This window comes from Arthrobacter sp. CAL618, from assembly GCF_000468215.1.
Classification (GTDB): Bacteria; Actinomycetota; Actinomycetes; order Actinomycetales; family Micrococcaceae; genus Arthrobacter_D.
This window is the reverse complement of record NZ_ASZW01000091.1, coordinates 32,117-54,326: the sequence shown is the minus strand read 5'-3', so window position 1 is coordinate 54,326 and position 22,210 is coordinate 32,117. Positions and strand designations below refer to the sequence as shown.

Here is a 22,210-nt window from a genome sequence, read left to right as displayed (position 1 = left end):
ATGCCCTATACTCTTGAAGAAGTTCGCGCAATGGCTATCAGGATCTGAATCGATCAGAGTAATGAGTAGGGATGATTCCCGCCGACTCCATTCTTGAAGGGATCGAAAGTCTCCAGATAGAGTGCATGGATTCTCTATCGAACCCAACCACGGGCCCCGGCTTACGAAGGATGTTTGGATCACAACAACATCTGGTCTGATCAGACTGAGCGAATCGCCGACACACCCGGCAAGCATATCCGATACCATGTATAACCCTCTAAGCTCGTTCAATAACTTGTCGTCGACAAGTGTTCCTAATCGAACATTTGGAGGCCTCGAATGGTTGCTTTCATAACCTATGCCTACTAGACCAGGTAGACCCGACTTCGGTAGCCCTGCTCGGGTCGGCAAGTTCTCGTTAAGAATTGTCTTCACGCCCTTCACAATCGATCTTCACTCGGTAATTTCTCACGCTGTGCAATAGGTCCATCCGAGAATCCCACACACGCCACGGCTGATTTAAAGCTTATTATTTTGGAAACATCCAAATAGAGGCGGGTTATCGATTGGACTGAACAAGACTGATGAGGCGTTGCGAAAAAGCCGCGTCCGAAAAGTGCAGCTTGACGGATTCAATACCGCGTCGACTTTGTTCGTTATACAAAGCGCTATCCCCCCAATATACTGCTACTGTTTCAGCAACGTCCGAGGCTGAAACATATAATGCTGCGTCGCCGAAAAGCGCTTCCATATAGGGCGGTAGTAGAACAACGGCTCCAGAAGCCATCGCTTCCACAATAGACATACCGAAAGATTCCGTTAAGGCAGTGCTATGGAGATATACCCAGAAATCAATCTTAGATAGGAAATCCGGCGGATCGATAGTACCAAATTCCGAAACAACTACGGACGGCTCTAGACTTAGTGCAAGTCGTCCGCTGACTGAACCGGTTCCTCCTAAGATATGGGTACCGAAATGATCCGGTTGAACATAAGCCGACCTAATTTCTTCAGCCGTATCAGGCCACTTCAGCGAGTGATCGCGCGAATGCCTTCCCACAATAGGTTGGCGAGATTCATCGTGTAGTCGAGATGCCAGGTATGGACTCGGATTAATGAAACCAGTCCAATTCCTGTCGGAGTAATGGGCGTTCGGAAATATGGAATGTACCAAATTCCGCATCTGAGGAGACTCAGGATAAATTTCTGCGGTAGCTCCGAACATTTCCTGGACACTGGACATACAGTCCACCAAGTCGTAACAAAAATTTGCTCCGTTTTGACCCACGGGCGCTGTGTTGACAACGACGATCACCCTATTAGGTGACAAAGCTGGCCTCAGTCGCTCCGCGAATTGAAGAACCGTTGGGTTACGAATAATCAGGAGAGTGGTTGAAACGTCATCCTCGATAGTCAGTATGGGTACACTGAGTCGCTCGATTACTTCTGCAACCCCATTGTTGAACGTGTGGTTGGCACGCAGAACGGGGGAATCCAACTGAGCTACCCCAACCCTTAGCCCCGCTCCAACTGCAGCCTCAATTTCCGCTGCTACCAAGCTAGAATTACCCCCGGGAAATCGAAAGTCCGTCAAAAATACGACATCAAAGTTCCCAAACGCGGATCGCCGCTCCCCCGGAAGCATGTTATTCGGTACAGGAAAGGGGCGACTGAGGTTATAACTGGGCGAGTCAAGATCATCAAGAGAATTCGGAGGAGTAGGTGTAAGCGATTTATGCCAAGTCAGGTACAGCAAACCCAGGGTCTGGCGAGCAAAATCAAGAGCCCCTTTCCTTATCTCATTTGAAGTCAAAGACCCGGTCCGGGCTCGCATGAACGATAGCGGGGCCGTCTCGAGACCGACTATTTGCTTCCCAGTTAGGGTCCGCACTCGGTCATGGAATTCGGCGTCAGCCGCACGATTGATGTCTATCCACCCACCCAGCCTTCTGACAAGGTCTCGTTCTAACATCATTGAGGAATAGTTGCGCTGATTGAAATTCGTATTATCGTTAATACGAACGAATTTGAACTCCTCATCGATTCTGGTCTGGAACGACATGTTTCCGACAACTTCGGGGTGTGCCATCAGGTGTCTCACTTGCGTTTCAACCTTCTGGGGATGGGACCAGTCATCGTCGTCATGGACAGTGACATACACGCCGGTAGCCATCTCAAAGGCGAAATTGCGCGCTCGATAAGCGCCCTGATTCTCGTCAAGCCTAAAAACCCTGATCCGTGAGTCGAGCAGGGAATATCTATTGAGAACGTCCCAATGCCGTTCGTCGCTGTAGTCGTCGACAATCACCAATTCGAGGTTCTTCCAGCTTTGGTTCATCACTGATTGGATAGCCGTCAGTATTCGATCAGTGCCATTGAAGGTAGCCATTAGAACTGACACTAGGGGGCCGTCATACACCGGCTCAGCATCCGCGGAAAGGCAATCCAGCAGGCCAGCTTCTTTTTGGCTATACGTAATCGGCGCCAAATTCGCGTTTGAATATATCGGGGATAGTATATCCAACCACTGATGAACGGCATCGCCCTCAAAGAGACCTGTAGCCGTCAACTCGTTACATCGAAGTAAACTACCCTGAACTGGGTTCGTCGCCATGACGTCGAACGCGACCATTTCGGCAGCCATTTCCTCTGATGAACCCAAAATCTGTAATGTCTCAAGATATATATTTATAGACCGCTGATCAAAACTTTTCCGACCGAAAACAGATATTGCTAACTTATAGAGCGCAACTGCATCCGTTGGATCCGATGGAGATGTGCACTGGTCAGCTATCACTCTGACCAAACTAAAATATGATCGCCTATTCCAGTGCCTCACTGCGCCCTCAAGGTCCAGGTCTATCAAACCCACCGAGTGTGTTCTCGCGATCATGATGAGTTCTTCGTAGGTATTCCGCTGATCTGTAGCACCGAGCGCTATTGCTCGACGGGCTCTATAACTTCCCGTCTTCATCGCTATTCTTTCAAGGATACGAATGTCTTTATGATGCTGACCTCCGTAAAAGGCTTCCGGAGAGAATCCGAAAGACGAACCGACTGTAGAACCGCAATACCCAAACTTGGTAGAAAGTTTGAGGGCGCTTTCCTTGAAAGATCGAGCGCCTTCTAACTTCGCCAGCCTCACCTGTTGATCTACTTCGGCCGCATGGCGCTTAATTAGCTCGGTCGTTTGTCCCTCCGACTCTTCTGAAATACGAGCGACCTTCGAAACCAAATCCTTCTGTTTCAGGCGAAGGACTCGACTTGCGACCTCAAGATCGTTCAAACTTCGTCGCGTGACTGTCAGCTCATTGAGCAGCTCTAAATTGTCACTACGATATTGGCCGTCTACCAAGCAGGAGGACAGAATGGTAGCGCGGCCTGCCTTCTCCCCTGGCTCATCAAGCTCACTCTTGGTAGCCCTTTCTTCCGTTAGGAACGGAAAAAAGCGCGATAAGAATTTGCGATAATACACCTTGTCCATGTTTACCTACGTATCGAATGAGGAGCGAAAATTGGTCATCTAGATTTTATACGCTATCTGCAGATAGCAGAAGTTGGGGTCGTTGCAACAGACTGGAAGTAGCCTGCCATGGGGATATTCACCGTTCTTGGCAGCATTCCGCGTTAGCAACCTCACATGTTAGATTCAAGCGCGCGCCTCAAAAAATGCGTCTTCGACTCTATTGGGCCCACCGGCATCACGCAATACTCGTCCCGCACCTTAAATAAGTCTGAAATTCTCAGGGGGCGTTGTGATTTTATAGACAACCTGATACCTGCTTCGAAGCAATTTTGGTCTATCCACCACTGCGCGCCCCCCTTCTTGCATGTGATGCCAGCCACATAAGCTATCGATGCGGCTAGTTGCTTACCCTCAACAGTCGGATAGAACAAGGCGAAGCCTCCGGTATATATCTCCCAAGGAGCTTTTACCCCTCTGAGAATTCGTGATCCTACGTCCGTCGTATTACGGAAGTCTTCTACAAGTGGTTTCAATGACTGCAAAATCACCGTGTCTAAATCCACTACTAGAACGGGAACCTCGTTTCGGGTCAATAATGCAGCCAGGTTTACGAACCGTACGAGCGAGGAAACAGCGCCAGTATTTTCTCCTGCATCAAGATTAAGGACGGATAGGAATACGTTCGATGCACCCCACTCCGCTAGAAGAGTCTCGAGCTTATGCAGGTCTCCGTCAACGACCGTCAGGTGCAGAGCCGCTTCCCCACTACAAAACTGAGTAAACGACTTGACTAGAAACTCGCCGTATAACTCAAAATACCGTTGATCACAAGATGTACTTATGATGTAATCATAGGTTTCATTTTGAATGCTTGCCACAGGGACATCTATACCCATTAGTTTGGCGGGCTTTCCCGAAAATGATTCGGGTAACCTTACATCCCGCGTGAAGACTGTGGACACCGGTATTGACATGTAGGGATTGAAGTCTTCATCTTTGTTTTCGCGAAAAACGTTTATTAGATCTTCGTATTTGACGAAATTTTTGTCTTCATATGCCAGGACAGCTTTGAAAACATTACCCACATTAGCTATCTGAAGGGAATCGGTTTTGGCCATCAGTTGGTCGATTTTTTCCGCAGCGCTGCCTGGTTCATTTGTATTTATATAGCCTCGACAAGCATATACAAAAGCATCAGATGTTTGAGCCCGTTGGAATGCGCTTAGTGCCGCGCTAAGTACTTCTTCCCCTTGAGTGAGCTCCCACTTGCTGACAATTTCGCAAATTCTCATGTATGGCCACGCGTTGTCGGGGAATTCTCGGGCGATGCTGTATAGAAGATCTTTGGTCTTTGTGTACACCTTTTCGTCGGCTTCAGTCCGGATGAACGTTATTTGTTTTCGGAGGGCTATAGCAGCCTCTACCAATTGGTTGTAGTTCCTAGTGCTGGAATTTTCGGCCTCGTACGCCCATCCATTTTCAATCGAGTATAAAGCATGTGTGATGAGACCACCCAACGATGCCTTCTCCTGCTCAGAGGGTGCGGTAGACATCACACTGAAGTTTACATCACCGCATTTCGCCATCAGGTGAATGTCACCATAAAGGTCCTTAATAAATTCGCTTTGACTGGCTAGGCGAATACTTGATCGGTGTGAAACGATGTGGAGGGAGGGGACTAGTTTATTTATGATTAGCCTATTGATTACTCTGACGCGATGGGGGTATTCCTCAGAATAAGCAGATAAACCCTTGGCCAAAACGTTCTGATCCTTCGCGGTATCTTCCACAAGATTGATCGCCGGGTCCTGCACCAGTGCTAATGCGCCATCCAGTGCGGTGGCTACCATAATCGCTGCGAATCCATCGGCCCCACTACCGCAAATAATAATATTGCGCTCCTGAACGGCACTATCTCGCGCACACTCTCGTATGCTTTCAATTACATCAACTATATGGTTTTTGGTTTCATCGATGAAACCTCCCATAGGGTTTTCGCTACTGCCTAACGCGGTGATCTTCAATATATTTATATTTGGAAGTTTTGATCCCCATAAATCCAGATTGACTGGATCTCCAGGTTTGCCATCCTCGTGGAAGCTTTGAGTAAGGAGGCAAACAAGGTACGCCGAACCGAAGCGCGATAATTCCGTTAGTTCCAATTTCTTGCTGAGAGCGGTGTCGGTGTCTGTGTTCATATTTATGCGCTGGTCCATCTGAAGACTGTCAAACTGGGAGCGAGGGTCAGTACTTTTCATTATTCTCCGATTTGTGACGTTCAAAACCTTCGATGTGTTCCATCTGATCCCCTGGGGTGGGCCAGACTGAACTAGTACTGCGTCGGCCCTCGCCACCGAAGTTCGCTGGAGCGGGACAGGGGACGAGGACCTTTCTTATGAATGAGGGTTCTGAGTTTGGGGCAGTAGCTATATAGATTGTTTCACATTTCCGTTCGGTAGCCTTCGCGCTCCGGCCGGTTGCCGAGTAACGATGTCCCCATGCTTCTAGTAAAGCAGCTTCCGGCGCTCTGGTCTCGTAGAGTGTTTTGGTTCTAAGCACGGCAAAGATAACGTCGCAGCGGCGGCGGGCGAGGCCAACCTGGTTTTTGGCTGCGATCTGTCTTGTAGAAGGCCTTTGAAAGAGGGGCGTGGCAGCTGACGCTCCGGGCGATTCTGAAGAGCACGTTATTGAGTTGTTTATTCCCGGACCGCGTGAGGAATTCCCGCGGAATGAGGTCTAGAATCGGCGGGCGCCGGGTACGATACCGGAGTAGGTTGCTAGGTTTACTAAGCCAGTAAGTGGGTTGAACGGCTAATGGGCGGTTTGCTTCCGGGGGCTGCCGTGGGACCGGTGGGACTGCGCCGGATTCTTTTACCTCGTAGTATCAGCCGGTTGTGAGCGCAGTGTAGTTGACTGTTTCGTATTCGATTGACTTGAGCTTTCCCGGCCAGCTTTGCCGCCAGCGCCGGTGATAGGTCCGCTCGATCAACCTCGTAATCGCTAGCCGAAGTTCTTGGCGGGCGCGCCGCCGCTCGCGGGTTAAAACCGTTCTTTTGCAGCAGGGAAAAGGATGATTCCATCGCGGCATTGCCAGCGCAGGCACCGCCTCTTCCATTGACGCGGTGAGCCCGTGGCATCGCAGCGAGTCAAGCACCGGGTTTGGTGGAGGGTTTGTTAGACCCGTTTCATTATTTTGATGCTCGGGGGTTTTGAGTAGTGGATGGTTTCGGCTTCCNCCGCCGGTGGTCGGTAGCCGATCTCGCTGTGCAGGCGTCTGTGATTGCACCAATCGATGTATTCCGCGACGGCGATTTCCAGGTCATTGATACTTCTCCAGGGCCCTTAGTTCCGAATCAATTCGGCTTTGAACAGCGAGTTCAGTGCCTCGTCCATCGCGTTATCGTAACTATCGCCCTTGGCGCCGACGGAGGCGACTGCTTCGGACTCAGCGAGTCTTTCGGTGTAGCGGATCGCGCGATATTGGGCCAGTTCAATCGGTCGCTGTGATGGATGAGCTGGGATACATCTTTCCCGGCGTGCCGGCGGGTGCATAACCGCATCTCCAACGCATCCAACGCCAAGGTTGTATGCAGCGTTGTGGACAGCTGCCAGCCGACGATCCGGCGGGAGAACCTATCCAGGACAAACGCCGCGTAAACCCATCCGGAAAACGTGCGGATATAAGTGATGTCCGCGACCCATAAACAATTCGGTGCCGGCGCCGTGAAGTGCCGACGGACCGGATCCGCTGGCCGGTCCGTGCAGGGCCCCGGCGCGGTCGTCCGCGGGGCCTTGCCCCGGTGCACCCCGTGTAAACCAGCGTGGCGCATGAGGCGTTCCACCGTGCACCTGGCCACCCGGTGTCCTTCACGGTTCAGGGCAGCATACACTTTCCTCGCCCCGTAAACACCGTAGTTCTCTGGGTGCACCCGGATGATCTGCTCCGTTGTCACAGCGTCCGTGATGGAGCGTTTGGACTCCGGACGGGCTTTGGCTGCGTAGTACGTTGATGGGGCGATCGGGCAGCTGTTTGCAGATCGGTTCGACCCCGTATTCGTTCTTATGCTGATCGATGTAGGCGATCAGCGTCGCGAGGGGCGGTCGAGCTCCGCCGCGAAGAAAGCCGACGCCGATTTCAGGATCCCGTTGGCCCGGCGCAACTCAGCGACTTCACGCTCGAGCTCCGCCAGCCGGGCAGCGTCATCAGTCGTCGTCCCAGGCCGCACACCTTGGTCGATCTCGACGGTACGCAACCAGCCACGGATCGTGTCCGCCGGGATACCTAGTTGAGCGCCAATACGACTACACGCACCCCGCCGGGCACTAGGGTCCTTCTGCGCGTCCATCACCAACCGGACCGCGCGCTCACGAAGCTCATCCGGATACTTCCTCGGTGCTGCCATAAAGGGTCATCCTTTCAAGGAATCAACACCCTCCATTAAACCCGGGGCGGTTCACCCGGGGTCTTCGGCCAGCTGCCCTCGAACGCGACCGTCTCCCGGTTTTTCGTACGCACCGTGGTGAACCCGGAGCTGTTCAGTTATGGGTTTGAAACCCTGACCAGGGAACTGCGCACCCGGGCCTGGGACGCCGCCGGGAACCGGAACCCGGCACTGACCGCGACGGCCGCAGATCCGCTGATCATCGACCTCGACGCGACCCTGGTGACCGCGCACTCCGATAAGGAAAACGTCGCCGGGACCTACAAGGGCGGCTACGGATTCGCCCCGTTCATCGCCAGCGTCGATTACGGGACCCGTAAGGGATCCGGGGAAATCCTCGCCGCGGTGCTGCGGCCAGGGAGCGCCGGAGCGAACAGCGCCGCGGACCATATCCGTGTCTTCCACACCGCCGCAGCCCAACTCCCCGAAGAGTTCTACGACGGAACAGGGGCACTGGCTGGGGGAAAAGTCCTGGTCCGCACCGACAGTGCCGGGGCGTCACGGAAGTTCCTGTGGCACCTGCACAGCCTCGGCGTGCAGTTCACCACCAGTTACACCCTGCCGTTCGGCAAGACCCACATGATCGACTGGATCAGCGACAAGGAGTACTGGCAGCCGGCCCTGGACCAGTCCGGAAACGACCGAACCGACGCGTGGGTCATCAACGCCACCGACGTCATCCCCCTCACCGATTACCCGCCAGACACGAAACTGTTCCTGCGCACCGAGCCGCTCCACCCCGGGGCCCAGCCCTCCCTGCTCGACACCGACGGGCACCGGATCACCGCGTTCCTGACCAACTCACCCCGCTGGCACGGACCGTTCCTGGACGCCAGACACCGCGCCCGCGGCCGCTGCGAGAACCGGATCAAAACCCTGAAAAACACTGGCCTGGGCAAACTGCCGTTCTTCGACTTCACCGCGAACCAGGCCTGGGCCAACATCGCAGCGCTGACCTTCAATCTCGTCTCCTGGCTCCAGCTCGCCGCCCTCCCGGACGGCCACCGCGCCAAGGGCTGGGACATCAAACGCTGGCGCTACCGGCTCTTCGCCACTGCAGGGAAAATCATCACCCGCGCCCGCCGCAATCAACTCCTGCTCCCCGAATCAGCCCCGGAAAAAGACCTCCTGAAACTCCTCCTGGACAACACCGCCCGCCTCGCCAAAGGCCTCGTCCCTTCCACCGGCTGAGCAACGCCACTCATCCCATCCCAACCAACAGCACGATCACCGGAAGTGGAACCGGCGCCAACCCAGGCGAACCAACGGGCCCCATCAACTTGCCCGGAAACAGAAAACAACCGCGAAGCGACCGCGGCCACAAATCCGCGCAAGTCACCGGGCATCATGAAAAATCGAGCTAGCCGGGATTTCATCCGTAAGTCCATCGGATAGCCCACAATCCGCCCGGAATGAACTTGGCGGTTCGAGGAGTGACTATGGCAGCTTTGTTCGTACCCACCTGGGCAATCTAAGCGGGACCCACTTCGGCCATTTCGGGGTGTCACGGGCAATCTAAACGGGACCCACCCTCACCGTTGTAACAAACGCTTCTTTGGTTGCTCAAGGTGGAGGTTCGAATGGAGTCTCGGGTGGAAGTTTTTGCGCGGATCCGGCGTGATGCGCGCGTGGAGGGTCTCTCGATCAGAGAGCTTGCCAAGCGTCATGGTGTCGGCCGGCCAACTGTCCGGCTGGCACTGAGGCAAGCGGAACCACCAGAACGGAAACTTCGGGTGCGGACTGCGCCCCGGTTGGATGCGTTCAAGCCCGCGATTGACGTCATGCTTCGACAGGACCTCCAGGGTCCTCGTAAGCAGCGTCATACCGCGCGACGTGTCTTCGCTCGGCTCATCGATGAGCACGGGGCAAGGGAGCTGTCCTATTCGACGGTTCGTGACTATGTCCGTAAACGTCGTCCGGAGATTGATGTGGAGGCCGGTCGGCTGCCGGAGGTGTTCGTTCCTCAGGAACACGCACCGGGAGCGGAGGCGGAAGTCGACTTCGGGGAAGTTTGGGTGGTGCTGGCCGGGGTGAAGACCAAGTGCCATATGTTCACCTTCCGCCTGTCCCATTCCGGCAAAGCGATCCACCGGGTCTATTCGACCCAGGCGCAGGAAGCGTTCCTTGAAGGCCACATCGATGCTTTCGGGGACATTGGTGGCGTCCCGACCCGACACATCAGATACGACAACCTCACCGACGCGGTCGTGAAAGTCATTTACGGCACCGGCAGGCAACGCACGGAAAACCAGCGGTGGCTGTTGTTCCGATCCCACTACGGGTTCGACGCCTTCTACTGCCAGCCAGGGATCAAAGGCGCACATGAGAAAGGAGGCGTCGAGGGCGACGTCGGCCGATTCCGCCGGACTCATCTGTCCCCGATGCCCGTCGTCGATTCCCTCGCCGAGCTCAATCAGCAGATCAAGCGGTGGGACATCGAGGATGAGAACCGCCGGATCGGTGACCGTCTTCATACCGTGGCCCAGGACTTCGCCCTCGAACGATCCTTGCTCGCCCCGATCACGACAGAGCGCTTCGAACCAGGTCTGACACTGACACCGAGGGTGAACCGATCGAGCTTGATCCGGGTACGGATGGCGTCCTACTCGGTTCTGGCCAGGGTCATTGGGCGCCCGGTGCGGGTTTTCCTTCGCGCATCCGAAGTCGTCGTCTTCGAAGGACGCACCGAGATTGCCAGGCATCCGCGGGTAGTGACGCAGCACGGGCAGAGCGTGAACCTAGACCATTACCTCGAGGTCCTGCACCACAAACCCGGCGCCCTGCCAGGGTCGACCGCTCTGGCCCACGCACGAGCATCCGGGGCCTTCACTTCCGCCCATGAAGCGTTCTGGGCCGCGGCCCGCAAGACCGACGGGGATGCCGGCGGCACCCGCGCCCTGATCGATGTTCTTCTCCTGCATCGGTCGATGGCAGCCGAAGACGTCATCGCTGGTATCACCGCGGCACTGACAGTTGGGGCGGTCACCGCCGATGTCGTCGCGGTCGAGGCCCGCCGACATGAAGCCCTGGGTGGGGCCCGCTTGGACCGTCATCGTGGTGAACAAGCTCGTACTCCCGAGCGACGGGTTGTCAGTCTTACTCAACGCCGTCTCGCGAATCCCGCGGCGGTCATCGCCGGTCTTCCAGCCGACACAAGGCCATTACCGTCAGTCGCCGCGAACGACCAGCTGCTGCGCCTACCCGAACGAACAAAACCCGCAACCAATGACGCAACCCAGAAGGGAACAGCATCATGACCACCACGACCAGCATCACCACGACCCTCCGACGAAGGCGGGGCCTCACCGAAGAAGCCGCTAACGCAGCGATCGACCAAGCCTGCCGCAGGCTCCGCCTTCCCACCATCCGCGCCGTCGTCGATGAAGCCACGACCACAGCACAAAAGGAACAGCTGTCCTATCAAGGATTCCTCGCGGAACTACTCCTGGCCGAGTGTGACGACCGCGATCGGCGCTCCTCGGTCCGACGTGTCAAAGCCGCAGGATTTCCCAGAGACAAATGGCTCGGAGATTTCGACTTCGACGCCAGCTCAAACATCAATCCGGCCACCACCAACACGCTGTCCACCGGGGACTGGGTCCGCCGCGGGCAACCGCTCTGCCTCATCGGTGACTCCGGCACCGGCAAAAGCCACCTCCTCATCGGCCTCGGCACCGCCGCTGCGGAGAAAGGCTTCAGGGTCAAATACACGCTCGCCACGCGCCTGGTGAACGAACTCGTCGAAGCCGCCGACGAGAAAAACCTCGCCCGCACCATCGCCCGCTACGGCCGGGTGGACCTGCTCATGATCGATGAACTCGGCTACATGGAACTCGACCGGCGCGGCGCTGAACTGCTCTTCCAAGTCCTCACCGAGCGAGAAGAGAACAACTCGATCGCGATCGCGTCCAACGAGTCCTTCTCCGGCTGGACGAAAACGTTCACTGACCCCAGGCTTTGCGCCGCAATCGTGGACCGGCTGACCTTCAACGGCACCATCATCGAAACCGGCACCGACTCTTACCGGCTCGCCCACACCCAGAGGCAGCACGCGTCGACCTAATCTGACAGAATAGTCAATGCGCGAAAGCGTCCGGTGGTGGGGCTCGCCGGACCCAACCTCGACTCGTTTCGTCGACAGCAGTCCCTATCTCTTGCGATACCTCACGCCTCGAGATAGGAACCCATGACCGACAACTATGCCGGAACGCCCCCGGACTCAAACAGCTTCCCCGGGAAGCAATCTCTACCCCGAGATGTCCTCCTCGTTTTTCTAGGGGGAACAGTCGGCGCGGCCCTACGCCTGCTCGCTAGCGTGACCATCCCTAACGTCGACGGTATCCCTCTTCAAATACTCGGCATCAACATAATCGGCGCGTTCGCCCTCGGAACGCTCCTTGAGACGCTTGCCCGTCAGGGCCCCGATGTCGGCTACCGCCGCACGACACGGTTACTCCTGGGAACAGGCCTCATCGGTGGCTTCACCACTTTCAGCACTCTCGCCGTCGGATCGGTTGAACTACTGCAAGAGGGCCGTTTAGCCACGGGCGTCCTTTACGCCCTCGGCACCATCATCGTTGGCGCTGGTTCCTCTGCCGGCGGCATTCTGCTCGCCGCAGGTATCCACACCCGCAAGAGGAGGAACAGATGAACACGACAGTCCTTGTCATCGCCGCACTGTCGGGCGGAATGGGTGCCGCGCTCCGATTCGTGGTCGACGCTTCAATCAGTCAACGATTCGGAAAAAACTACCCCTGGGCCACGAACGTCATCAATGCCAGTGGCTCTCTTGTCCTCGGACTACTCACAGGCCTTGCCTCCAATGGTGCTCACTACACGCCACTGCTGAGCATTCTGGGTGTCGGACTCATAGGCGGCTACACCACCTTCAGCACCGCCAGCGTCGAGACAGTCCGTCTCCTCATGGCCCACAGGATCGCGGCTGCAGGAGCAAACGCATTCGGCTCGACCGGCCTCTGCATCCTCCTCGCCTTAACCGGCTTATGGCTCGGGGCTCTCGCATAGCGGACCCACCAACCAGTGAGCACGAGAGCGCAAAGGCAGGGTAGCGGGTTCGGCTTAGGCTGCCCAGGTGGGTCCCACTTACGTTGACATAGCCAGGGGTGATTCATCACCACCCGTTGGCCAAGAAGAGAGCCGACCGAGGGGCACCAGCCACGCCAACTCCGTTCGGGCCCGCAGCGGAAGTTATGACCGAGTGGTCGGACTAAGTCCAAAGTCGGTCATTCGTTCACCCAAACCGAACATCTTTTCGATTGCCGCTACCGATCGGGGGGCTGCTTGGCCGTCCCCGTATGGATTTATCGCGCTGGCCATCGAATTGAAGCTGGCCTTATCGTTGAGCAAATTATCGACTTCAGAGACGATTCTGTCCTCATCAGTACCAATCAGCGAGACGGTTCCAGCATCGACTGCTTCAGGCCGTTCAGTGTTTTCCCGCATCACAAGAACTGGCTTGCCAAGGCTAGGCGCTTCTTCTTGAACTCCGCCCGAGTCTGTAAGAATGATGTGCGAGATGGAAAGAAGTCTGGTGAACTCACCGTATGCGAGGGGCTCCGTCACAATCACGTTTTGCAGCCCCTCGATGGCGGGAAGCACGGCTTCTCTTACAGCCGGATTTTTGTGAACGGGCAATACTATCGTGAGTTGCGGTTCAGCTTTTGCGATCCGCGCTATAGCTCGCCCAACGCCTCGCATGGCTTCCCCCTGATTTTCCCTGCGATGGGTGGTTACTAGAAGAATCTTTCTGCCGGAAACCGCTAACTCCTCTAGTTGTGGATCAGCGAACGTGACATTTTGCTCGACAGTATTCAGTAGGGCGTCAATGACGGTGTTTCCCGTCACCACGATGTTCTCGCCCGGTACGTTTTCCGCTAGTAGGTTCGCGCGGCTACTAGACGTAGGCGCCAGGTGAAGACTTGCTATTTGCGAAGTGATCTTCCGGTTTGCCTCCTCCGGGAACGGTGAGAAAAGGTTCCCCGACCGCAAACCGGCCTCCACATGGATGACAGGGATACCGTGGTAGAAGGCAGCAATGGCCGCGGCGGTAGAAGTTGTGGTATCTCCCTGGACGATGACTGCATCAGGTGTTGATTGCTCGAACAGCCGGTCAAGACCCGCAATGGTCTTGGTCATGATTGAAGTCAAAGTTTGCCGCTGCTGAATTATGTCTAGATCATAGTCCGGGACTATGCCAAAGAGCTCATTGACCTGATCCAACATAGCTCGGTGCTGGCCAGTAACAGTGACTACGCAGCTAAGCTGCGATGATGCCTTCAACGCGGCAACGATGGGTGCCAACTTTATGGCCTCTGGGCGGGTTCCGTAGATCGGCATAATGACAGGCACGGGTGTCCTCTGAGTTGTCGTTGCGGTCAATCCCCCAGCGTATCTTAGGAGCACAAGCGCAGTGATAGGCGCCGTAACGTGCAGGGCCATAGGGCTAGATCAAAGGCGTCATGGGGTTGGTGACACTCGGGTTACGGGCGTGGTTTCGATGCCAGCGTAGATCCGTTCAGTTTTGTAGTGCTTGAGGACTTGCTAGCGGTAGGTGCTGCTGAAGATCTGGCGTTAGGCCCATTCGGTTTGCCGGGTGCGGTTGGAGCGTTCGGCTTTGCCATTGGTCCAGAAATAGTGAGGTTTGATGAAGCGCTGGGTGCGCGGAGATCGGCGACGGCTTGCTTGAAGGCTATCGAATTGCGGTAGGCGAACGCGTTGTCGGTGATGACGCGTTCGATGCCGTGAGCCGTGAAGTACGCGGCGGCGTAGGCGAGGAACCCAACTGCGGTGGTGCCCTTCCCGTCGCGCAGGACCTCAGGTGCACCAGTTCTCCGGACAAGTCGCGTTTCGTACCCGGTCATTGTGGCGCCGGAGGCGCGGACCAGGGTCCCGGTCAGCGGGTCACAGTCGGCCAGCCGCGACATCTGGTGGCGGTGTAGGATCCGGGCCACGGGTCGTCCCGGGATCCACGTCCTACTTCAACCGAGAACGGTCCGGAAAGCGCCAAAGCTAGGCCCTCAACGCTCTCATCCGATGCCGCCGCCGCTGCGACACCCGTTACGCCATATTCGGAGCCAGAACCTTTCACAAACCACGACCGGCCATATTCGCTTTACAAAACCTGAGAGGCACGGCACCCAGCTGACCTAATACGCCTAACGGCCTGTTCAACTCAAGGGGTAACTATCTCTAGCCAGGTTGCTCATGATGAATGGACGTTGTCTGGGGATTCGAATAGTTTCGGGTCTCTGTCCCGAAACCCTCCCCGTTCGTAGAATCGGTTACTGCCCCAGAGACTTACCTTCAAGAAGCTGCATAATCCAAAGGCCCCAAAATTTGAGTTGTCCGTCAAACGACTTCATCTACGCTACTTTATGGTTGCGTTCAGGTTCAGGACGGTCACCTTCGACATCTCGAGCCTAATAACGGTCAGGGCAGCACCAGTACTTGATTTCTCCGGCGCCGGTGCTGCAGTGAGCCTAGCCCCGCTGGGGACTCCCCCAAACTGAATCGTCGTCTGCTGACCATTCAGTTTCATCGTTACGAGATTTCTGCTGGCATCCACCGTGACCGAAGCGTCGGTCACCCATTGCCATGTAAGCGGAATACCGGCGGTTGCCCTGACTACGTCCGAGATAACCATGCTGCCATTGTTGTTCGTGACTGTCCGAGTGGCAGAAGAACTTCCTGGCAGCGCTTGCCGCATATCGACGGATGCGGATGAGCTCGAGATCAACTTCGTTGCCCCTTTCGCACCCGTCGGTTGGTTGGACTGCCCAACTAGCAGGGTCGAATGTGCTGCGGTGCCCGGTTTCCAGAAGGACCACCGACTCGTTTCACCAAAGTATCCAGCCGGGTAGACAAGCTCTGTTCCGGGGTCGACAGACCATTCAACGCCCTTCTTGAAATACGTAGCCGTTCCAATGTCCAGGTGTGCGTGGTTTGCTGCATTGTCACCGCCTTTCAGAGTGACCGTCGAAGGGGGATTGCCTGCCGGAAGGTGCAGCACAGCCAAGCCAGTTTGGGGGAAAATCGCAGACTTCTGTGCGGGTAATGCGCCAGGCTTGGTCCACCACCACATCAGGTGAGCATCGGGCTTCGCTTGGAACTCTTTCCATGCCCAGGCAGCCGCCCCTGGATCCTTACTCACGAAGGCGGCCCATGCGGGCATCAGTGGACTAAGTGTGGCAGGTCGGGCATCGGCGAACGGAGATGGAATCCCCAGCGGGTTGACGCTGTTAACTGCGTAGTTTGGTGTCTTGGCAAGCGACGGCATTGCAATGGGAATAGTTGTGTACACGTTCGGAAGCGTCGAGTACAGCGTCGAGAGTGCCCGGCTTTGATACGTCCAGTATCCTGGGCCCTCCGGAGTGCCTCCGTCTGTAGTGATCGCCTTCAAAGCGGGTTGAATGGAGAGGAGCGACTCCTTGGCCAGTGCGGACGCTTGTAGCGGTGATTTCTCGAGATAAACAGCCGAAGCCACGAAGGTGGCAGCGTTGTGAATTGCAGCAATGTTTGTTGGCGCGTCGACGAAGTTGTCCCGGTCAGCGTGAAGGCACGTCTGAGGGCCGAGCCATCGGACCAGAACGGTTTCTTCCAGTCCCGACGTCGAAGCCCAATCACTCGCAGTAGCCGAGGCTAAAAGGAGATTCGACGCGGTCAGCGAATTTATCGATTCAGGGCCGCTTTCCAGCACCCTTTTGGCATCTGACCGCAACACGTCCCGGGATTTGGTATCTCCGGCTTGTAGCCATCCGTATCCGATCCGCGGAACCCGGGAGCCCACTTCAGCACGAAGCTGATCAATGCTCAGAGTTCTGGCCGCTTGACTGGAAGCACCTCGAATCATCAGGTCGTGGGTGGCCCCAAGCGCAGGATCAGCCGCTGCACGCGAATTCGCGTCGGCCACCATTTTGTTGGTTGTGATGATCCCTGGCCCATTGGCAGGGAGTCTAGGTAAAAACTTGGTTTCCGCCTGAGGGAGAGCACACCCACCAAAAAATCCGACCCAGCCAGACGCTGTGGGGATAGTCCCAGTGTGTCCCGTCAGCTCGTCGCGATACCCCGGTGCCAGAACCTTCGCTGAAGGAACCGCCTTTCCTATCACGTTGCGTTGGGCAGCTCGGTCCGAAGCAAGCAACGTGGTGAAAGCCTCTCCACGAGCTTTAGTAGCCTGATACGCGGATCCGGACACCCGCTTAGCGTTCAAATCGGACAAAGCGGTCTTTGCAACGGTTTGCTGAATTGGTCTCAGGTCTTTCAGGGCCTTCAGCTGAGTGGCACTGGTTTTCACCGTCCCGGCACGAAGACTTTCAGTATCGAGAGCTTGGGAGGCCGCCGTCATTAGAGGCTGCGTATTCGCCGCTGTGACCAGTGCTTCAGCCTTCCCTAATTCCTTGATCCCAACCTCTATTGAACCCTTTACGATCAATCCATCCGCTCTGGCCAATGAGGAAACGAATGGCCTTGAATCCACGTACAGCTTTTTCGCTGCAGCTACTCGCTCTCTTAGTGCTATCCGCTGTTCGCTGAGGTTCGGACCGGATGGAGGGTTTGGAATAGAAGATGGGCTGCCAGCATATCGGTACATAAAAGCAGACATAGCATCACGATTTACGGGTTGTATTGGTCTGTAGGTTTTGTCGGGCCATCCTTCCGATATTTTCTTTGAGGCTAACCAGCTAATTTCTTTGTAGAACTGGTCGGTCTTGCCGACGTCGGAGAATCGGGCCGTGGCCGGAGCAGCATAGGACGGACTTCCCGCGAGACGGTACATGAAGGCAGCCATAGCATCTCGGTTCACGGGCTGAACTGGCCGGAAGGTCCTGTCTGTGTAGCCCGTCGAGATCTTCTTGGATGCTAACCAACTAATCTCCTTATAAAACTGGGTTCGAGTGGTGACGTCGCGGAAGGGCGAACTTGCAGGCGGCACATAGTGAGGTTCGCCCGCCAGACGGTACATAAAGGCCGCCATCGCGTCCCGGTTCACTGGTTGAAGAGGACGAAAGGTCCCGTCGGCGTAGCCGGTGGAAATTCCCTCGATCGCCAGCCAACTGATCTCCTTGTAGAACAGGTTGTCGTTCCGCACGTCGGTGAATGATCCCTCGGCGGCGAGTACCGGGCCCTCTGAAGGCCCGACGGCGTTGGCCGGACCGAACGACAAGAGAGGTATGGTCATTAGGAAAATGGCGGCCGAAGCAACACCGCGACGCGCATGGATAGAGAAAGGCATAAGGGCTGACCTCCAGATGAGCCAGCCCCAACGACCGACATCTACGATAAATTCTTTGGTTAAAGGATTTTACCTTGACGTAATAGCCCCTAGCCGAAAATTCAGTAAAAATGATCCAAAGCATGGCGAAAACTGCGCATACGGGACAATAAGGTTGCATAGCTTCCGAAACCATGATTATCCGTTGGCAAAGTGATCCCATCCCCCGCCTACGACGTCCTGCCCCCTAAAGGTCACTCTTGAGCCGCCTTCGCTGACCGTGCCGATCTTTCGGAACCCCTTTGGCAGCTCATTACCAAGGGGGAAGGTAGCAAGGAGTCCGTAATCTTCGCCGCCGGAGATGACCCATTCAAGAGGATCTGCCTGCAGTAGGTCTGCGGCCTCCTGCAGGGGAACTGCGAAGCTACGCACAACCTCGCCATCTACATCGATTGTGGCCGAACTAGCTATAGCGATCCGTCCGGCGTCTCGGAAAAGTCCGTCGGAAACATCTAGCATCGCGCTGGCTCCGGCTCGTGCGGCTGCCGGCCCGGCCGCTAGGGGAGGTTGCGGCCGACGTTGCGCATTTACAAGGCTAGTTAGCCCGGGAGTCAAGCCAGTTGAAAGGTGGTGCGATTCCATCAAGGACAATCCTGCGGCGGCACGCCCCAACGTCCCGGAAATAGCAACTGTGTCACCAGGGTTCGCACCAGATCGAAGGATCGCCCTTCTTCCGTCGAGGGTCCCAGTCGCCGCTATCGTCACCGCTAAATCCCGTCCTTTACCCAGATCTCCACCGATCACACCGCATCCCACTGCACCGAGCTGCGTTATCGCGGCGACCACTCCATCGGCGAGGTCCTCGACCCACTGGACGAGAGTATTGGCAGGCAAAGTTAGACTGACCACCAGCGACGTCGCCCTAGCCCCCATCGAATTTATGTCGCTAAGATTCTGCGCAGCTGCCTTCCAACCGACATCAAAACCGCTGGTTACATGGCCGTTCGGCCGGGTCAACCTGAAATCCTGATTCTCGACGAGGCTGTCGATGGTGAGCACAACCTGCCCTCCAGGCGCCGCCAGAACAGCAGCGTCGTCACCTGGCCCGACAATAGTCCCCTCAGGCAAAGCGAGCCGTGGAAAGATTCGCTTGAGTAGTCCCGATTCACCGAGATCGCCAACTGAATGTCTCATATGTCCTTAGCTCGCCCATTCGACGTGTCTGATCCGGGTCATCCAAGTGAACAACGGCGAGCTGCCGAACACCAATCCCCTACTTTGAAGGGACTATAGTAGAACCGAAATTCGTGACGATGGGGAGGCGACAGGAGCCCATGCATTGAGTTATCTGACCGATCCCTCCCTTCCAGCGGCTCGACATTGGGCAACCCCAAGTAGCAGCAGCCAACCCCTGGCTCAGCGGGCTCTACGCCACCCGGCGTCATCGAGCGCTCCAAGGAGCCAAGCGGCCCAACCTAGCCATCGCACCGCAACCTACAGGCGTAAGCGCCTACTGGCTCTTATGCTTTCAGTCGGTGTCCTAGTGAGTACTTCTGCTCTCATCGTCGCCCTGCTATTCCTACGATAACCTTGAACCAACAAGTTATCGGCCACGTAATATGTGCAATGGGTAGGTCTGGTCCGTTTCAGAGACCAAACTTCGCAACACGCTACGAGTCCGCTAATTTGCTATTCGAGCGACTGGACTGATGACCGCGCAGCAAGGAGGACCGATGACTAATATCTTCATTTACGGCAGCTGCGTGGCACGCGATACCTACGAATATTTCGATCAAAAGAAACATCCTTTGATGGATTATGTTGCAAGACAGTCTCTTATAAGCGCCTTCTCGGAACCAGTTGATCTTTCTGCGCGAGATAGCGATCTTGCTAGTGCGTTTCAAGTAAAAAATCTCCAGGGTGATCTCGACGGAGATCTAACCCGAAGGATACAAGCTCAGTCGGCTGCCTGCGGCATCTTGATATGGGACCTCGCCGACGAACGTTTGGGCGTCATCGATTGTGGCCAGGGGCAATACATAACGCGATCCGTCGAACTAGTCCGGAGCGGGCTGCTCGAGCGACTCCCAGAATCGAGGTGGATCAGGTTCGGCACTCCGGAACACTTTGATCTATGGAAACTCTCGGTTCACAGATTCGCAGTGTTACTCGAGAATCAAAAACTTATCGACCGCATCCTTTTGCTTGATATCCCATGGTCTATGTATAACCAGTTTGGTAAGCAAACCAAAGGAATCGTTCAAATATCCCCCGACGAAGCCAATAATCTGTACGCCGAATATATCCAAGTCGTACTGGCAGAAATGAATCTAAGAAAAATAGGGATCAGCTGGAACCAATCCATTTCTAATACTGATCACAAGTGGACTGAGTCGCCTTACCATTATCACGAAACCGTTTACCAAGCAATGGTGGAAAAAATTAATAATCTGACCGAAGAGAGACTGCGGGGGAATATATTTGCTGAAGACACTCCTCCGGTGCACAACGGTACCATAAATATTTTCACGCGGGCCTCGTCTAAGAATTTTGGAGAATACGTCGAAGTTAGTTTCAATAAACCGCTTTCTGAATTTTGTGTAGAGATTGAGGGAGTTAACAAATCGAGAACTGCGTCTGAAATGGTAGTTTCTCTAGATATAGATCCTCCAGACGACTTTACCCCGAAGAAGTTTGGTCTTGCTTTGTCCAGGAATCCTCAAATAGGGTACTTCCGTTACTTGAAGACAACTCCGGGGCTGCGTCGATATTTCATCCATTTTAGTTTGCCAGAAGCGACGCCTTGCTCATCCCTGAAAATCAGAGCATGGAAAGGTCCCGGCGTGCTAGAAGTGCAAACCATATCGCTTTTCGGACCTGAAGATATCCAGGGACGACAGTTGGTATGAAAGCGGCGAGGCAGGACCGAGTTCTCGGCTAAGACTGGGTGATGGGTTCAGATGGGGAAGGCGGAATCGCGTCAGTTTCACTTACGTCCGCAGCCCAATTTTATAGCAAATAATATCCAGACTTGGTGCTCATGCTCAGCCGGCTACACCGACATACAGTCCTCGCGATCAACCAGGGACAGGTGCTAGAATCCTATTGTGACCAATAGAGACATCGAACGTTATGAGGGGAGCGTCTTCAGCTTTGAGACAATTAATGATTTTATTGCTGCTCCGATCGGTGCCGGTCTATATTCTATCAACTATAATGGAAAACCCCTTGAGTTTCTGATTGACCCGGTAAAAAACGCTCAGTCTATACTGATGTCTTTCCATCCTGCAGCGACAGATCCAGATACTACGAGGCCATATTTTCTTGGTAGGAATCTTTTTGGCTCGCTACCCGCACATCGAGTATATTTTTCGGATCCGTCCCTCGAAGTTGACGATAACCTTACTCTGGCGTGGTTCGCCGGAAACCGTCATCAGCGAGATATGCAGCAGATCATTACTGCTCTCATTGGACATATAGTACAAAAGCTGGAGGCAAAACATACGATTATGTTTGGGGCCTCCGGCGGCGGATTTGCAGCGCTCTACTATTCAGCACGGACCCCCAAGAGTCTGGCTTTGGTGGTCAATCCCCAAACGGACATCATGCGCTATTGGGAGCACCACGTACTCAAGTACGCGCACCTTGCCTGGGGAATAGACACCGTGCAAGAGATGACCAGGACTTTACCCTCAAAGATATCAACAAGCGTCCTGCATTTGTACAGTTTAGAACTCGACAACGCAGTCATATACTTGCAGAATACGAGCGATAGTCATCACGTTGGGGAACATTTCGCTCCTCTGCTCGAAGTATTAAACCCAGCCAATAAGGTCAGGTTTCTTTTTGGGGTGGATTGGGGACAAGGCCATAAGCCTGCCCCGAGAATCCTCCAAGTAGGAATTCTTGAGAAGGCAGTGGCGTGCAATGGCGATTGGTCCCAGTTACTTGAGATTCCAGATTTGCTCAGTTTATCCGCCTATCCACTCGTTGAAACAGGCAGTCCGGCGAATCACGATAGCTAGACCAGATGTTCGCTTATCGCGCGAGTTTGGCGAGTAGTACCAACGAGAGTCCACCATTCTTAGT

12 protein-coding genes, 3 pseudogenes and 1 other annotated feature are annotated in these 22,210 nt (G+C 55.1%); of the genes and pseudogenes, 7 read left to right on the top strand and 8 right to left on the bottom strand.

Features of this window, described 5'->3' with window-relative positions:
* Positions 1-541 precede the first annotated feature (541 nt).
* The 4 genes and pseudogenes from K728_RS0105765 to K728_RS18520 all read right to left on the bottom strand — a co-directional run bounded on the left by K728_RS0105765 (position 542) and on the right by K728_RS18520 (position 7,851).
* Positions 542-3,466 carry a glycosyltransferase gene (locus K728_RS0105765; RefSeq protein ID WP_024476148.1) on the bottom strand — a complete coding sequence of 975 codons (2,925 nt, stop codon included), beginning with the start codon at positions 3,464-3,466 and terminating at the stop codon, positions 542-544.
* Positions 3,467-3,618: 152 nt separating this feature from the next.
* Positions 3,619-5,646 carry a hypothetical protein gene (locus K728_RS0105760; protein WP_193353920.1) on the bottom strand — a complete coding sequence of 676 codons (2,028 nt, stop codon included), beginning with the start codon at positions 5,644-5,646 and terminating at the stop codon, positions 3,619-3,621.
* A 686-nt stretch (positions 5,647-6,332) separates the two neighbouring features.
* Positions 6,333-6,599, bottom strand: a pseudogene (locus K728_RS20505) (IS3 family transposase); the annotation flags it as partial.
* 23 nt (positions 6,600-6,622) lie between these two features.
* Positions 6,623-7,851: pseudogene (locus tag K728_RS18520) on the bottom strand (IS3 family transposase).
* Positions 7,459-7,573: a sequence feature (AL1L pseudoknot), on the bottom strand. Its footprint overlaps the pseudogene before it by 115 nt.
* A gap of 51 nt (positions 7,852-7,902) precedes the next feature.
* Here K728_RS18520 and K728_RS0105745 point away from each other — a divergent pair.
* The 5 genes and pseudogenes from K728_RS0105745 to K728_RS0105725 form a co-directional block, all read left to right on the top strand.
* Positions 7,903-9,081 (top strand): annotated as a pseudogene (locus tag K728_RS0105745) (IS1380 family transposase); the annotation flags it as partial.
* A 389-nt stretch (positions 9,082-9,470) separates the two neighbouring features.
* On the top strand, positions 9,471-11,147 hold the full coding sequence (istA, locus tag K728_RS0105740) for an IS21 family transposase (protein WP_024476144.1): 1,677 nt from the start codon (positions 9,471-9,473) through the stop codon (positions 11,145-11,147).
* Entirely contained in the window at positions 11,144-11,953 is an 810-nt protein-coding gene (gene istB / locus K728_RS0105735; protein WP_035747301.1) for an IS21-like element helper ATPase IstB, read from the top strand. Before istA ends, istB begins: the two co-directional genes overlap by 4 nt.
* Before the next feature lie 123 nt (positions 11,954-12,076).
* Entirely contained in the window at positions 12,077-12,541 is a 465-nt protein-coding gene (locus tag K728_RS0105730; RefSeq protein ID WP_024476142.1) for a fluoride efflux transporter FluC, read from the top strand.
* Positions 12,538-12,915, top strand: a complete 378-nt coding sequence (locus K728_RS0105725) for a fluoride efflux transporter FluC (protein WP_024476141.1) — start codon at positions 12,538-12,540, stop codon at positions 12,913-12,915. The genes K728_RS0105730 and K728_RS0105725 overlap by 4 nt, the downstream gene beginning before the upstream one ends.
* 183 nt (positions 12,916-13,098) lie before the next feature.
* On the opposite strand, the gene wecB is transcribed toward K728_RS0105725, so the two are convergent.
* The 4 genes from wecB to thiL all read right to left on the bottom strand — a co-directional run bounded on the left by wecB (position 13,099) and on the right by thiL (position 19,315).
* Positions 13,099-14,259, bottom strand: a complete 1,161-nt coding sequence (gene wecB, locus K728_RS0105720; RefSeq protein WP_024476140.1) for a non-hydrolyzing UDP-N-acetylglucosamine 2-epimerase — start codon at positions 14,257-14,259, stop codon at positions 13,099-13,101.
* A 131-nt stretch (positions 14,260-14,390) separates the two neighbouring features.
* Positions 14,391-14,861: a hypothetical protein gene (locus K728_RS0105715; RefSeq protein WP_024476139.1), complete on the bottom strand. Its 471-nt coding sequence runs from the start codon at positions 14,859-14,861 to the stop codon at positions 14,391-14,393.
* 416 nt (positions 14,862-15,277) lie between these two features.
* The gene (locus K728_RS21195) at positions 15,278-18,142 is read right to left on the bottom strand and encodes an S-layer homology domain-containing protein (protein ID WP_024476138.1); all 2,865 of its coding nucleotides are present in this window, start codon (positions 18,140-18,142) and stop codon (positions 15,278-15,280) included.
* Positions 18,143-18,319: 177 nt separating this feature from the next.
* Positions 18,320-19,315 (bottom strand): thiamine-phosphate kinase, encoded by a 996-nt coding sequence (gene thiL / locus K728_RS0105705; RefSeq protein ID WP_024476137.1) that lies wholly within the window; start codon positions 19,313-19,315, stop codon positions 18,320-18,322.
* A 539-nt stretch (positions 19,316-19,854) separates the two neighbouring features.
* On the opposite strand from thiL, the gene K728_RS0105700 reads away from it, so the two are divergent.
* Positions 19,855-21,030 carry a DUF6270 domain-containing protein gene (locus K728_RS0105700; protein WP_024476136.1) on the top strand — a complete coding sequence of 392 codons (1,176 nt, stop codon included), beginning with the start codon at positions 19,855-19,857 and terminating at the stop codon, positions 21,028-21,030.
* Positions 21,031-21,228: 198 nt separating this feature from the next.
* Complete coding sequence (locus tag K728_RS20880) at positions 21,229-22,146, top strand: hypothetical protein (RefSeq protein WP_156911200.1); 918 nt, start codon at positions 21,229-21,231, stop codon at positions 22,144-22,146.
* The last annotated feature ends 64 nt before the right edge of the window (positions 22,147-22,210 follow it).